At 38.7% G+C, this 15022-nt stretch carries 11 protein-coding genes; 8 read left to right on the top strand and 3 right to left on the bottom strand.

Annotated elements, in window-relative coordinates:
* Positions 1-16: 16 nt before the first annotated feature.
* The 4 genes from JW841_06885 (at position 17) to pgaD (ending at position 8630) form a co-directional block, all read left to right on the top strand.
* Positions 17-4843 (top strand): tetratricopeptide repeat protein, encoded by a 4827-nt coding sequence (locus tag JW841_06885; protein MBN1960654.1) that lies wholly within the window; start codon positions 17-19, stop codon positions 4841-4843.
* A gap of 9 nt (positions 4844-4852) precedes the next feature.
* Positions 4853-6814, top strand: a complete 1962-nt coding sequence (pgaB, locus tag JW841_06880) for a poly-beta-1,6-N-acetyl-D-glucosamine N-deacetylase PgaB (GenBank protein MBN1960653.1) — start codon at positions 4853-4855, stop codon at positions 6812-6814.
* 81 nt (positions 6815-6895) lie between these two features.
* Complete coding sequence (pgaC, locus tag JW841_06875; GenBank protein MBN1960652.1) at positions 6896-8122, top strand: poly-beta-1,6 N-acetyl-D-glucosamine synthase; 1227 nt, start codon at positions 6896-6898, stop codon at positions 8120-8122.
* A 7-nt stretch (positions 8123-8129) separates the two neighbouring features.
* Entirely contained in the window at positions 8130-8630 is a 501-nt protein-coding gene (gene pgaD / locus JW841_06870) for a poly-beta-1,6-N-acetyl-D-glucosamine biosynthesis protein PgaD (protein MBN1960651.1), read from the top strand.
* A gap of 18 nt (positions 8631-8648) precedes the next feature.
* On the opposite strand, the gene JW841_06865 is transcribed toward pgaD, so the two are convergent.
* Positions 8649-9437, bottom strand: coding sequence for a site-specific DNA-methyltransferase (locus JW841_06865; GenBank protein MBN1960650.1), 789 nt, complete (start codon positions 9435-9437; stop codon positions 8649-8651).
* A gap of 63 nt (positions 9438-9500) precedes the next feature.
* On the opposite strand from JW841_06865, the gene JW841_06860 reads away from it, so the two are divergent.
* Together JW841_06860 and JW841_06855 are read left to right on the top strand one after the other, a co-directional pair.
* Positions 9501-9848 (top strand): hypothetical protein, encoded by a 348-nt coding sequence (locus tag JW841_06860; protein ID MBN1960649.1) that lies wholly within the window; start codon positions 9501-9503, stop codon positions 9846-9848.
* A gap of 26 nt (positions 9849-9874) precedes the next feature.
* On the top strand, positions 9875-10489 hold the full coding sequence (locus JW841_06855; GenBank protein MBN1960648.1) for a hypothetical protein: 615 nt from the start codon (positions 9875-9877) through the stop codon (positions 10487-10489).
* 12 nt (positions 10490-10501) lie between these two features.
* Here JW841_06855 and JW841_06850 read toward each other — a convergent pair whose 3' ends face one another.
* Positions 10502-11203 (bottom strand): hypothetical protein, encoded by a 702-nt coding sequence (locus tag JW841_06850; protein ID MBN1960647.1) that lies wholly within the window; start codon positions 11201-11203, stop codon positions 10502-10504.
* A gap of 94 nt (positions 11204-11297) precedes the next feature.
* On the opposite strand from JW841_06850, the gene JW841_06845 reads away from it, so the two are divergent.
* Together JW841_06845 and JW841_06840 are read left to right on the top strand one after the other, a co-directional pair.
* On the top strand, positions 11298-11519 hold the full coding sequence (locus JW841_06845; protein ID MBN1960646.1) for a type II toxin-antitoxin system prevent-host-death family antitoxin: 222 nt from the start codon (positions 11298-11300) through the stop codon (positions 11517-11519).
* Complete coding sequence (locus JW841_06840) at positions 11512-11904, top strand: type II toxin-antitoxin system VapC family toxin (GenBank protein MBN1960645.1); 393 nt, start codon at positions 11512-11514, stop codon at positions 11902-11904. Before JW841_06845 ends, JW841_06840 begins: the two co-directional genes overlap by 8 nt.
* Before the next feature lie 80 nt (positions 11905-11984).
* Here the strand turns inward: JW841_06840 and JW841_06835 are convergent, their stop codons facing one another.
* Entirely contained in the window at positions 11985-14978 is a 2994-nt protein-coding gene (locus JW841_06835) for a hypothetical protein (GenBank protein MBN1960644.1), read from the bottom strand.
* Positions 14979-15022: the final 44 nt, after the last annotated feature.

Genomic DNA, 15022 nt, shown 5'->3' with positions numbered 1-15022 from the left:
TTTTAGATTAAAACCTATGTTGCAACGAGCGCGCGAACACACCATACGAACTGCAGTGGTCATATGCCGCGCCGTACCGCCTCTTGTAATTGTTGCTCTTTTATTAACCAATGACATTCGTGAATTCATAAATTCTACTGTACATAGCAATATAAGTGTTCAATATCGAGAAGCAGTTCTTGCAGCGCGTCAAGGCAATTATCAGCACGCATTTGCATTATTTGAAAATGTCTTAATTAGTAACCCAAACAATAACGAAGTATTAATCGACTATATTCATGCACTCTCTTGGGCTGGTGAACACCAAAAACTTATTCAATACTATCAAAAACTACCACAGAATTTAAAACATAATGCTGAAATTTATCGTGCTCTTGCTAATGCAAAAGCCGCTACGGGCAATTTAGAAGAAATAAGCGAAATTTTATCGTTGATATTGCAACCATTAGACGCAAACGCTGCAAACCAATATTTACGGGCAGTCAATTCAAATCATCCGCGTAGCGCTATTAAATATATAAGTCAGGGATTAGCTGCAGATCCTGATACGATGAAATGGGCACAACAGTTAACTATTCAAGTATTACATCAACAAGCACTATCTTTGGCTCGCGCAGAAAATTATGATTTAGCTATTCAAAGTCTCAAAGAATTATCACTGATACAGAGACAGATAATACCATTTGATGCTCCAAATTTAATAGCGGATCATATTGTTGTACTTTGTTGGGCACATCGCTGGGACGAAGCCATAGAAAAATATCTCTCATTACCTGCAAATTTTTCTTTGCCAGCTTATGCTTTATCTGAACTTTATCATTCTTCAAATGGCTCTACGAATTTTCCAGCTGCTAACATTGATTCTTTGGCTCGTTTTGTCGAACGTGATATTGCTACGTCAAAAACTGTGCAAAATTTAATTGATAATTGTCATTCTATTTCAGATCTACAACAACTCGAACAAGCATTAGCCAAAATACGAAATCGTCAACCAGAATATAAAAATCAACTTGAAACTTATTCTGTAAAAATTAAACATCAAAACGCTATTTTATTAGCAAGATTAGGACACTACCAACAGGCATTATCTCTTCTTAAGCAGTTACAAATTCAACATGGTCACGACCTTGCTTTACTATTTGATTTTATTACTGTTTTATCTTGGTCTGGGCAACATCAACGTGCTCTTAAAACGGCTAACCAATTGTCGCCTCTTACCACTTTACCTGATTATTTAATAAAAGCTTTATCTTATTCACGCGCCACGCTTACGCTAAAAACACCCCAGCATACTCAATATATTAACAACATCCATGAGCGTGCAGTTAAATTAGCTCGCCAAGGCAACTACAGCGCAGCAATACCTTTAATAGAACAAGTTTGTTCTTCTTCTGAAGCAAACATAAAAGCTCATTATGACCGTATTGTAATTTTATCTTGGGCTGAAAAATATCAAGAAGCGAGCAAACTTTATTTTTCATTGCCAAACTATAAAAAACGCCCCGTATATTTTCTTACAGCTGCAGCATTATCTTTAAAACGAACTGACAAACTTGAAGAATCCTTACTGATTTATCGAGAAATATTAAGCAAAGAATCAGATAACCGTGTAGCGATTGAAGCTAGTGTAAACATTTTAATGCAATTACATCGTTATAATGATGCTATCGCTTTAATAGATGAACTCGAACAACAATACAGCGCTAAGACCATAAATATAAAGTCTTTAATCCCTATCACCCAACGTGTTTCTAAAGAAAACAACAATATTTGGGACGCATATCGTTTGCGCATAAAATATAATGAGGCATTATCATTAGCTCGAAGTGGACACCATGCCTCGGCTATTGCTGAACTGCGTTCTTTGTGGCAAAAAGAAGGCAAATTAGAATTAGCTCAAGATTTAATCGTGGTAAACACTTGGGCAGAAAAATATCTTGACGCCATCGAGATATTTGAATCATTACCAACAAACAAACATTTAAAATACTACGTAATATCTAGTATCGCACGAGCTTATGAAGCGACACATCATCCTCAAGAAGCATTGTCATTATATGTTAACACTTTATTGCGAAATAAAAATAATCTTGACGCATTACAAAACTATCAAAAATTATTAAAGAAAGAAGCTGAGTATTTTTTTGCACTTGGATTTCGCCAGCTAAATCACAATATTGACCATGAGGAAGAACCTCAATGGTTTAAATCTTTTTCATGGCAATCTGCCAATCATTTGCAGGCTATAAAATTAGCTTATAATGGTTCTCTTCAACAATCGTTGTCTCAGATACGTTCTGAAAAAAATATTACCTTTAAGACCAAAAAGTTTCTACTTGATTATGCAGCATTACTCTATATATCTAAACACTTTAAAGAGACCGCAGAACTTGGTGAATTATTAACAGAGACAATGCCTGGTTCAGTTGCGGCAGCTTCTTTTGCTTGTAAGGCTAATATCGCAAGAAAAAACTACGACCTCGCTTTAGTTTATGCAAAAAAATGGCTAGCTTTATCTCCAAAGCAAAAATTTGCGGCCTCGGCAGTTATGCATAGCTTTTTAGCGCAAAATAATTTAGAAGAAGCACGCAACTTTGTTAATACCCTGCCATCTACAGCTACATGGAAACAACTTTTAACTGCCGATTTAAATTTATATAAACATAATTGGCATCAAGCTAATGAGCAGTATCAGAATTATCTAATTAATCATCCCAAAGATGCTGAAGCTATGCTGGGTCAGGCAGCAGTGTTAATGCAACTTGGAGAAAATACTATTGCAGCGGATCTAATAAATAAAGCGATGCAGATAACATCAATGCATGACTATGCCATACGACACACTCTAACAAATGATGTGTTATTGGGACTTATTGAAGGTTTAATTCTTGCTGACAAAAAACTGCAAGCAAATAACACTATTGATGAAATATTGAGAAACAATAACTTTAAACAAGAGCAACTGATTAGACTAGGTAATTTGTGTGAAATTCTTGGTCGTAACCTAGACGCTGTTAACATATATACGACAGCTCTTCAATATTTACCTAATAATGATGATGCACTAATTGGTCGACAGCGTAGTTTGCTTCGTTTATATGCTGTAAGTGTTGTTCGCGAAGAGCTTTCATCGACTAACGAGGTACAAAAACCACAAGAATTATTCGCAACCCTATCACAACAAGAAGCCCTCCAGCATCTTTCGTGGCGCAATAGTGCACTTGCTGAACCATTAATGCAAACATTTGCAACTGACAGAATTAATATTACTTCAAGAAGTGCCGCGCTGGTGACTTATCAAGTTAAGCAACAATATGAATTAGCAATCTCTAAGTATGAAGACATGCAACGGCTAGGGGTTGATTTTGATTCTACTGCCTTAAGAGCTGCAGCCGATGCTTATTTTGAACTTGAACAACCAGAGACTGCCCTAAAACTATATCGTCAACTTGAGAATCGCCTGCAGCAACAACATAACGGTTTCTATCCGAAAAACTATACATTAAAAATAGCACAATTAAATTGTTTATTTCAGTTGTCGCGATATACAGAGATAGAAGATCTGCTAAATAGCTTAGATACAGAGGTACCTTCGTTTTTTAAATTTCGCCATGCTTATTATCCTAATTGGGATAAAGCATCCGTAGTAGCTGAACGTGGCTGGTGGTTAATAAGCCAAGATAAGTTAGCTGAAGCGGAAACTTACTTTAAAGATATGTTAATTAAAGCTCCACGCAATAGCGCAGCTTTGCTAGGTCTTGCGCAAACACATCAATATCGCGGTTGGCAACGCCAAGCTCTGCTGGATTTTGATATTGCGGTAGCTGCTCACCCAAACGATTTGGGATTACTGATAGGTTACGCTGATTCACTAGCTCAACGTGGGCAAAAAGACAAAGCTCTACAAATATCACAAAAATTGCAAACGCTTTACCCTGATAATCGGCAGGCACAAAATCTTGATCGACGTCTTAGCTTAGATAAATTAACTGAAGTATATACTACTTCAAAGGCATCTTTTGGGAATAATGAATTAAGTGGTTTACAAATTACGGTTGGTGTAAATCAACCTATACGCTCCAAAATCTCTATCGCCGCTACCGCTGGATTAAAACAAGAAACTGCACAAAATCATAGTGCTGACCGAAAAAAAGCTACGCTTGGTATACTTGCTAATCCTACGGTAGATATTAAATTATCAGCTGCTGCCTCAACTATAGTACCAAAAAATAAATTCGGTATAATTTTAGAAGCTGAGTATGCACCACTCGATGAATTATCTTTTATTTTACTAGCTGACACCAACACATGGTCTTTGCCACCTAAAGCCATTCTGGCTGGTGTTGATGCTCAATTATTTACGGCTTCTGGTAAATATCGTCATAGTGAGTTATTTTCAGCTGAAATAGCAGCAACAAGTTTGATACTTACTGATGGAAATTACATTTATAATAGCAATGCCTCTATATTAAATCGTATTTTTGCTAGCGGTGATCTAAAACTGTTTGCTCGCCTTGAAGGCGACATAAGCCATGCAAGTCTTATTGACCCAGCATATTATGCACCAAGACAATATTGGACTATACTTATTACCCCAGAAATTGAACATACTTGGTTGCAAAGTCGTGATTACAAACTTGTTGATTTTATCTCAGTTACTGCAGGCATTCAAAAAGAACATGGTTATGATATAAATGAACGTTGGCGTATGCGATATGCACAAACTCATCATTTTGCATATCGTGGCGAAATAACTTTTAGCGGCAACTTCGCAAGACAATCTTACTCAGGAAAGGATGAGTATGAATGGGCGATTGCAGCTGAAGCAAAAGCATCATTCTAATGTCAGGTTATGACTAAAAAATTATTATCTTTATCATTTACTATTTTCTTAGCTGCTATCACTCAAACACCAGCAAAAGCATCACAAAGTTTTATATCATTTTGCTATCATGATATACCCCTACGAGCTACCAATGGCAGCGGTGCTGTACCGATAAATAATTTCATACAACAAATAGAATATATGCGTGGCAATGGAGCTCATTTTGTTTCTGTTGATGATATACTCAAAGCAAAATCTGGTGAGCAACCCCTACCATCGCATGCGGTTTTATTAACTTTTGATGATGGCTGCTCAAGTTTTCGTCAAAATGTTTTACCAATTCTTCAAACTTATCGGATCCCTGCGGTACTTGCGGTGGTGACTTCTTGGGTAGGCACGACGCTCACTGCTGATTGCGAAAATAATACTTTATTGTCTTGGGAAGATTTGCAAGTTATACGTGACAGTGGATTAATTGAGATAGCCAGTCATAGTCATGACATGCATAAAGCTCTAACCTTTAATCCACAAGGTAGCACTGCTGCTGCAGTTATTTCACACCAATATTTATCAAATCTAAACCGCTACGAAACGCTTAAAGAACATCAACAACGAATTAAGCAAGACTTAAGTAGTTCAATCTCTATGATGCAACGAAAACTCGCAATTACACCACGGGTACTTGTTTGGCCATATGGTGAATATAACCAAATGGCTATTGAACAAGCAAAAAGTCTCGGGTTTTCTATGATTTTTAATGCAGATGCATTTCTATTTGATGGATTAGGAGATCTTGAGCATTTATATGAAGTACCACGACATATGCTAAGTGGGAACACTCCAATTGATCAGTTTGCACGAGAATTCTGGGCCGGAGGTGTTGTCCCTCATCAGATAATAAAAACTTCTACACGTATCATTCATGCTGATCTAGATTTGCTTTATGACCAAGATCCAGCCAAGCAAAAACAAAATATCGACAATTTTATTGAACGCATAGTCTCAATTAAACCCAGCAGCGTATATTTACAGGCATTCTCTGATCAAGATGGAGATGGTGTAGTCTCAGAAGTTTACTTTCCAAATAGTGTATTGCCAATGAAGGCCGATTTATTCAGTTTTGTAATGCGCGCTTTACAAATACGTGGCATTCGTGTTTACGCCTGGATGCCTAGCTTAGCAATTATTTTTCCGGATAGTGATTTCACTATTAAGTCTCGTGTACGTGAATTAGTAAATAACAAAATTCGACCCGTGCAAACTGAGTATTTGCGATTGTCACCATTTGATGAAAAGGCATTAAAAAAGGTGAAAACTCTATACAACGATTTATCGTATGCAGCGAAAATTGACGGCATTCTTTTTCAAGATGATGCTTATCTATCAGATCATGAAGACTATCATCCTGCGGCTTTAAATGTTCTTAACAAAATAATTGGTCAAAAACTAAGCGAAAACCATATACCCAAGCTAAATTTGAAACAGCAGCAACAATGGACATCGGCTAAAACCCAACAATTAATTTATTGGACACAAGAACTAATTAATACCGTTCGTACTAATCGCCCATTAGCATTATCAGCACGCACCATTTATGCCCCTGTATTACTTAACCCTGAAAGCGAAGCTTGGTTTGCGCAGAATTATCTAAAAAGTATCAAAGCATACGATTATGTAGTAGTTATGACTTATCCGTTCATGGAAAAAGTTGCTAAGCCAAACAAATGGATCCGACAACTAGTACAAATTGCGCAGAACACTAAAGACGGCATAGACAAAACTGTATTTAAGCTACAAACCGTTGATTGGCATAATGATAAATGTATTAACAAAAATACAATACGTAAATGGATGCAAACATTGATTTCGGCTGGAGCGCACAATATTGCCTATTACCCTGATAATGTATTTGATGATTGCCCGAACCAACACGCAATACATGAATATATGAGCACTGAAACGTTTCCATTCAAACGAAATCAAAGATAAACCATGCGTAGCCTAAAAAACTTTAACCTATTAAAACACACCGGCAATATCAAGATGCCATGCTAAATCGTTGGTGAAAACATGGAATGGTTATTTAATTTTGTTTTCTTTTATCCTTTATTAATGTCATTCGTTTGGATTGCTGGTGCCTGTATTTTTATTATTTTTCGCATGGACCGACAAAAAAAGCCCCCAAAAATAGAAGGCAATCCCTTAGTTTCAATTTTGATACCTTGTCACAATGAAGAAGCCTCAATAAATGAAACTATCAATGCGGCAATGCAACAAGAATACCCAAATTATGAAGTCATCGCCATTAATGATGCTAGTACAGATCGCACCGCTGTATTATTAACCATATTACAACAACAATATCCACGCTTGCGTGTTGTTACTCTAGCAACCAATCAAGGTAAAGCCGTTGGTTTAACAATGGCTGCCATAGCTAGTCGCGGTGAATATCTTGTATGTATTGACGCGGATGCTCTCTTAGATCCCCAAGCACTACCATGGTTGCTTTCTCATTTTGCAGGCCCACGTGTTGGGGCAGTCACCGGAAATCCGCGAGTACGCAATCGCACCACCATAATTGCTAAAATCCAAGTTGCCGAATTCTCTTCTATCATAGGTATGATAAAACGCGCTCAACGGGTTATCGGAAAAGTTTTTACGGTTTCAGGTGTAGTTGTTGCCTTTCGCAAACGTGCCTTATTAGATGTCGGTTTTTGGTCAAACAATATGGTAACTGAAGATATCGATATATCTTGGAAATTACAGCTTGCCAAATGGGATATTCGTTATGAGCCAAGAGCATTATGCTGGATCCTCATGCCTGAAATGCTACGTGGACTATGGCGTCAAAGGTTACGTTGGGCTCAAGGCGGCATAGAAGTATTGTTAAAATACGGCAAAGACATGTTTCGTTGGCACAACCGTCGCATTTGGCCTATCTATACTGAATATGTATTAAGTTTATGTTGGTGTTATAGTTTTTTAGTTACTCTATTATTATGGCTAGCCGGTTTCTTTATTAACCTACCTCAGTCTATAATTGTTCGTACAATGATCCCAGGCTGGACCGGAATAATTATTGCCACAGTTTGCTTAGTACAATTAACCGTTGGTATTGGTATTGATCGTCGTTATGATAAACACCTTAGCAAGTTATCAATTTGGCTTTTGTGGTATCCCGCTATTTACTGGGTGATTAATTGTTTTGTAACCATCGCTGCTTTTCCTAAAGCCCTGTTTAAAAATCGCCAAAAGAGTGCGGTATGGACAAGCCCTGATCGCGGCTTTGGGAGGTAAGTTTCTGATGATGAAAGAAACTGATGGGCTAATTATTGATGTTCCATATAAACTTTCGCACTTACGTCGTTCAACTGAACGCCTATTAACTATTCTTGCAACTATTGTTTGGTTAGTAGCACTACGACCACTATTAGCAATTGGTCTTTGGTATGTAGGATGGGATTTAGCCTATTTGCATATGGTAGAACTTGAAGGATTTAACAATTTAGCATACTTCGCTTTGTTAGGTGCTTTAGGATTAACCATAACTTTAAGTTTATTTTCTTGGAGTCGCTATAATTCCTATCGTTTTGGCGGTCTTGACCGACGTAAACATCGAGGTCATGTTGCAGATGAAGAAATGGCAGCATTCTTTTGTTTGTCGGCTACAGCAATGCCTCATTTACAGCAAACTGCTAATATAACGGTAAATCGAACCGAGCGTACCCATATTAAAATTATCTGTAATAATGGCATAAGCGTAAGCGGCTACCACGAACCTTCGGGACCCCGATTAAAACGATAAATACAAGCTACAGTGTTGCTATCGCAGACGTAATTTTACCTTATCTACCCACTCGTTCTCTAACTCGATTGTGGCTGCGTAACGATTTAATCTACATGCAGAAGCCGCAATCGAACCGCTGCCTGCAAATGGGTCAAGGATCAAATCACCTGGTTGAGAATAATTTCGCAATAAAGGTTCGAGCACACTAAATGGTTTATGATGTGGATGATTACCATAAAGCGTTGCTTCACCATCGTCATCGTAACCAGCTACTACCGCCCAAGCTTGTGCATGATCAGTTGGGCTTAGTGATACTGATGGTTGACAACCTAAAACTAACGCGGTTTCATAAACACGTAACAGTTGTTCGCTGCCAGTATTTTTTGTAGTACGTTTGGCCCAAATAAATTCTCCCCACAAGTGATTATAGCCAAGTTCACTTGCAACCTTTATAATCACAGCGCGACCTAAAAAATTTGTCCAAATCACAAGTGGTGATGTTGTTTTAATATATTTAACTGCTAAAGGTAGCCAAGTCTTAGTAAATTTCGTGTAATCACGCACCGTGTCAAAACGTACTACAGGTGCGCGGTCTATTTTTCGCCCTTTAGGGTCACGTAAATCTCCATGTTTACGTCTACGGGTTAGCAGGCAATATGGGGGATCGGTAAGTAATAAATCGGCCTTTTTGCCTTGTAAAACTTCTACATAGGCGCTCTCTAGGCATGCGTCAGCGCAAATTACATGCGCAAGTAGTGATTTGTGCGGTTTTTTATCAAACTTTGATTTTTGCAAATTGCTATCCTCGCTTGGCGACAGTATCATTATGCTTTTATAGCAGCCCAACAGATAGTGTTGTGGGTAGGTATATCTTAGATGGAGATACATGTGTCGACTGAAAAAAATTACGAAATGCTATTTAATTCTATACAAAAAATTGTCGATGAAAATCCACAATCTACTCCACAATTATTAGCAGTCATTTTAGCAGGTGGCCCATTCAGACCTTTTCTTGAAAAACAAGAATTATTAAATAAAGCAGTAATAATGGCTAAGCAGTACGTAGCAGATAAAAAAAGTGAAACTGCCAAACAAGTTGGTAATGACCAAGCAAATAATAATGCAATTCGTTCATTAGCTAATCCTCAATCAACCACAAATAGCTCTCAACCAACTGGCGGTCGGGTAATGTCACTTAGAAATTTAGCGCCACCTTCGGGCCCGGCGAAAGCTTAGGTTATAAATACCTTTGGAGAATATTTATGAGTAATATCAATTCAGTCGGTGATTTTTCAGCACAAGTTGCTGCCTCTGCATTGCAGCAACCAAACAATAATAACAGCCAAATAACTAACGATGACAGCATTGCAAGCGCAGCAGTAACCGGTGCTGATCAGGTCAAAAAAAGCGAAGAAAAACAAGACGAAGTTGCACATCAGCTAGAGCGTATGTATCAAGCGCACTCGCAAATGCAGGCTGCTAATGCAACACAAGAAGCTAATACCCAACAAAATGACGATGCCATAAAAGCTTTGGATAATGCAGCCAACTCAAATAAATGGACGAATGACTGCGGCGCAGATCCGACAAACTGGTCTTTTGAAAAAGACCTAGACCGCGCTGCCAAAGAAGCTGCCGATGCCGCTGATTGGGCTTATACTAATGCTTTTCGTCCAACTAATAATGAACCCACTGCTGCAGAGTTGAATCAACAAGATCAAAATAAAGACGCAGCATCAGGTGTTGGTGGGGTTAACGCAAGCAGCGGTTCAACGGCAGCGGGCATTCAAATGCAAGGCAATGCCGCGCCAGCAGATAACAATACTAATGCTCAAGAAAATGCGGCTGAAGACCAACGCCGTAATGGCATATCTTAATTAAACACAAAGTTACACCTCACCCAAATGACCCTTAGGTGAAGTCATACGGTCGAATTCTGGGAAGGTTTTACGACGATTTTCAACTCGACATGAACGATTTGAAAAAGCTTCACGAATTACTTCGCCCCGCACTTTAGCTTCAAAATATTCTGGGTGCGGTTTATCTTCAATATTTTGCAAAAATTCAATTAGTGGTTCGCAAGATAATCCTAATTCAGCCAAAGCTTTGCCAGCAAAAATATCAGCACGCGTTTCTTCGTGACGACATAATTCTTCAATCTGTTCTTGGCTTAATTCTTGATCGCTGATGTAATCTTGCCAACGCTTTGGCCGATGCCCTATTTCGTGCGCTAATACACCAACGATTACATCAAGTTTATCGCCAAAATCGTGTAACAATTTAGCACCAAGGTAGATCACCCCAAATTCGTCAATCATGCCAATAGTGCCATCCGCCAATACTATAATATAATCTTCGTCTTCATCGCCGCCTATTACTGCGAGTTTGCGTTTGTAGCGATAAAGCTGCGCTATCATAGCAGCTAACTCCGGGAAATTTGCAGGGTCGAGCAAAGCTGGTTTGGTATGACCAAAAAGTTTTGCTTGAACTTGCTGTGCAACTGTGGCGGCTTTATCTACTTTGGGAGTATTCCAATTCGGCCCGAATGGATTTAGTTGAGTAGATATTCCACTGCCTTCAATACGTACCATAGTTTTAGTTTAAGGTTTTAGTGCTGATCATGCAATGGTAAGCATATTGTAAATTTAGCTTGTCAGACTAATTTTAGTCATATAGACTAGTTTGATGACTTCAGTAACCGTTCATGAAGCAAAAACGCATTTATCTGCTTTACTTGCACGTATTGAGCGTGGTGAGCGAATAGTGATTTGTCGACATGGTAAAGCTGTAGCTGTACTTTCACCATTACCTACAGGCTCGCGTTTAGCAACTTCACAACTGCTCAGCAAAACAATAATTAACGAAGACCCAACTAAACCGACTATAGATGAGTGGCTTGATGTATAAACCCTGTGTTTTATTAGATACTTGTGCCCTTTTATGGTTAGCTACAGGTAGCGATAAACTTAGCGACAAAGCATTAAATGTAATTGAGGCAGCTTCTATAGTTTATGTATCTGCAATTACTGCTTGGGAGATCAGCCTAAAAACAGCACGAGGCAACTTAACCCTACCAATCAAACCATCACAATGGTTTGCCACAGCACTTGAGCAACATAAGCTAACCTTAGCATCATTAGATGTTGATATATTACTAGCAGCCAATGAATTACCTTGGCTGCATAGAGACCCTGCAGACCGTTTTATTATCGCCACGGCATTAAAACTAAATGCTACCATTGTCACTACTGATAAGCTTATCGAGCAGTATGATATCGCGGTGATACATTGAAAATATACCAGGTCAACTATCTAATCTACCGCTCGCTTTGCTATACCAATAATCTCTAGCACTTCTTAACATTTAGGAAACTACAAATTAATAACTCGAATTGAATTATTGCCAGAATTAGTAATGTATAGATTTGATTTATAAATGACCAATCCTGTGGGATGATTAAAATGACTTTCTAAATCATCACCGTCACGACTGCCTCTTGTTCCTGCTTGCCCAGCAAAAGTTGAAACTTGCATTGTAGTTAAATCAATTTTACGAATAGTATTATTATTGCTATCAGCAACATATAAATAATGACCATCAAGCGCTAAACCTTGAGGAGTGTCAAATCGTGCGGCATTACCTTCGCCATCGACACTGCCTGCTTCACCTGCTTTACCAGCTATAGTGGTAACCTCTTTGGTGGCAATAACGATTTTGCGGATAGTGTGATTTGCAACGTCAGCAACATAAAGGTATTGCCCATCAGTAACGATACCGGCCAAGTAATTGTAAATATTTGGTTGCTTAAAATTAAATCGCGCAATAGCACCTGTACCGTCTGCAGAACCTGATTCTTTATCAACACCGGCAAGGGTAGTTACCTCAGCATTAGCAATTGTAACTTTACGAATAGTATTACTATCAACATCTGTAATAAATAAATTCTCACCATCTGCAGCAATACCACTAGCATTCCTAAAACGTGCCGCGTCACCAACAGCATCAATATAGTCAAGATTTGTATTGTTCCCCACCAAGGTCGTAATTTCAGTTGTGGTAATATCTGCCTTACGGATTGCAGCATTATCAGCTACATATAAAAAATTGCCCACTACTGTTATACCTTGACTATTATTAAAATATGCAGCAACTCCTATGTCATCATAAAGAGTTGTTTCGAACGGATTATATCTTGAAAATGGTGTACCCGCGAACACCTCAACATTTTTATTGTTAATATTAATTTTGCGAATGTTACCTCGACTATAATTTAATTTATCAATCACATATAAATCATCAGCGACTGCAACTATTCCGGTTGGTAACCCAAAAAATGCAGCATTTGATGTTTTATCAATAACAATGTAAGAACTGCCACCAGATAATCCAGCAAAAGTTGTTACCTGTTGTGAATTAAGATCAAGCTTTCGTACTGTATTATTATCACGTTCGGCAATATAAAAAACATTATCGACTTTGGTAATACCCGAAGGATACGCAAAGCTTGCAACAGAAATATCACCATCAGCAAAACCGACTTTATAAATACCAGCAATTTTTTGTGCCTTTCCATCAACCAATGATATTTTAAGAATCGCATCGTGCCGATATGATACGTAGATATATTCGTTATCTATTAAAATACCTTCCACATAATTATATGACTCAGCAAAACTTGATACTGTTTTGCTATCAATCGCAATTTTTCTAATTTTAAAATTAAAAGGTTCCACAGCGTATAAATAACCATCAGCTATCGCTAGATCTTTCAATGAGCCAAAACCGACCTCTTCACCAATACCATCTCCAGCTGTTTTGTTTGTATTGCCAACAAAAGTGCTTACTTCTGCAGAAGCTATAGCCACTTGGCGAATTAAATGATTGCTTGAATCCGCCACAAATAACAATTCACCGGCAACAGCCATGCCAGTAGGACGGTTGAATCTGGCAGCCGCCCCAGTACCGTCAATATAACCACTGGTGTCTGCCGTGCCTGCAAGAGTAGTGACTTCACCAGTCGCAATAGCCACTTTACGGATCGCGTGCCCATCATCGGTAACAAAAACATATACACCATTAGTTGCAACGTATTGCGGCTTAGTAAATTGCGCCTCTGCCCCAAATCCATTAGCATATCCGCTTTGTTTTGGGTTACCTGCCAAAGTAGTAACTTGACCAGTGGCTATAACTATCTTGCGAATTACATGGTTGTTAGTATCAGCAACATATAAATTATCGCCATCAGAGCATATATCACTAGGCCCATCAAACCGTGCTGCTTGACCGATATCATCAATCCAACCATTACCCCCTAAAGGACCAACAAAATGGCTAACTACGGTTTTTTTAATGCCATCACCATCATTATCGCAGTGATCAACAACTTCTTCGGCACCCGGATAACTTACCTTTCCACATTCAGTAGGACTATCATCAAAGTCACCATTTTTGGTAGCAGTATATGTGGCTATTGGTTGGCAGAAGCACTTTGCTTCACCAACCCCATAGCCATCTCCGTCAACATCAGAATAATAATTTGTGCACCCCAATAAATTTACCCCTTGGTCTACTTGAGCGCTGCAGCTATAATTAATGCCATCGCAAATCTCAATAACGCCAGGGTTTACTTTAGGGTTATTGTCATCACAGTCATCACCAACCAAGGCAATTTTTTCTTCATTAGGAGAACCGCACAAACACAAAGGACGTTTGGGATCACCATGTTCATCTTGATCATGGTCATAAAAAAATGGCGTACAACCTTGCGGATCGTTTGTTATTGTACCTGCTATTACTGCTTTATTAATAGCTTGGTCGCAAACTGTATTGCCCGCTTCACTGCATACGCCACTTGCAATATTACACTCGCAACCATTGCTATTTTCTGATTGCATATCATTGTCAGCATCAACAAAACCACTAGGGCATTTTACTGTTGGTAATTTGCCGATATCAGCATTACAACTGCCCCAAACTAAGTCTTCAGGTTGGCACTTATCCAATATCGGTGAGTTGGTGTCACTGGGATTTTGCCGCGGGCAATCACATATGGCGCAGCCACCATCACAATTTGTCGCGTTGCCACTACAAGGTGTAACAGCGGCATAATTATAGGCGCAGCTTTCACCTGCAGTATAGGGCTTGCAGTTTGCGTTTGCCCCTGAGCCATTATTACAGGCGGGTAAAACCAGTTTAGCGCAGTACCCGTCACTTAAACAGACGTATCCAGCACTGCAAATGCCGGTAGTGCTACAGTCTTTAATAAATTCTTCTTCTTCTTTTTGCTTTTTGCAAGAAGATGCCAATGATAATAGTGCCAACACATTGACAAATAAGAATAATTTTTTAGCGAATGATGGTACCATGTTCTCCCCCTATTGGTGAGGATTGTGACTCAAAACAATATTTA

The sequence above is a fragment of the Deltaproteobacteria bacterium genome (genome assembly GCA_016931625.1).
Taxonomy (GTDB): Bacteria; Myxococcota; XYA12-FULL-58-9; order XYA12-FULL-58-9; family JAFGEK01; genus JAFGEK01.
This window is presented reverse-complemented; position numbering and strand designations above follow the sequence as displayed.

Excerpts from the sequence above, each read along its gene's own strand:
- pgaC (MBN1960652.1), top strand. The coding sequence starts at position 6,896 with ATGGAATGGTTATTTAATTTTGTTTTCTTTTATCCTTTATTAATGTCA.
- JW841_06865 (MBN1960650.1), bottom strand. The coding sequence starts at position 9,437 with ATGATACTGTCGCCAAGCGAGGATAGCAATTTGCAAAAATCAAAGTTT.
- JW841_06850 (MBN1960647.1), bottom strand. The coding sequence starts at position 11,203 with ATGGTACGTATTGAAGGCAGTGGAATATCTACTCAACTAAATCCATTC.
- JW841_06835 (MBN1960644.1), bottom strand. The coding sequence starts at position 14,978 with ATGGTACCATCATTCGCTAAAAAATTATTCTTATTTGTCAATGTGTTG.
- JW841_06855 (MBN1960648.1), top strand. The coding sequence starts at position 9,875 with ATGAGTAATATCAATTCAGTCGGTGATTTTTCAGCACAAGTTGCTGCC.
- pgaD (MBN1960651.1), top strand. The coding sequence starts at position 8,130 with ATGATGAAAGAAACTGATGGGCTAATTATTGATGTTCCATATAAACTT.
- JW841_06885 (MBN1960654.1), top strand. The coding sequence starts at position 17 with ATGTTGCAACGAGCGCGCGAACACACCATACGAACTGCAGTGGTCATA.
- JW841_06845 (MBN1960646.1), top strand. The coding sequence starts at position 11,298 with ATGACTTCAGTAACCGTTCATGAAGCAAAAACGCATTTATCTGCTTTA.
- JW841_06840 (MBN1960645.1), top strand. The coding sequence starts at position 11,512 with ATGTATAAACCCTGTGTTTTATTAGATACTTGTGCCCTTTTATGGTTA.
- pgaB (MBN1960653.1), top strand. The coding sequence starts at position 4,853 with ATGACTAAAAAATTATTATCTTTATCATTTACTATTTTCTTAGCTGCT.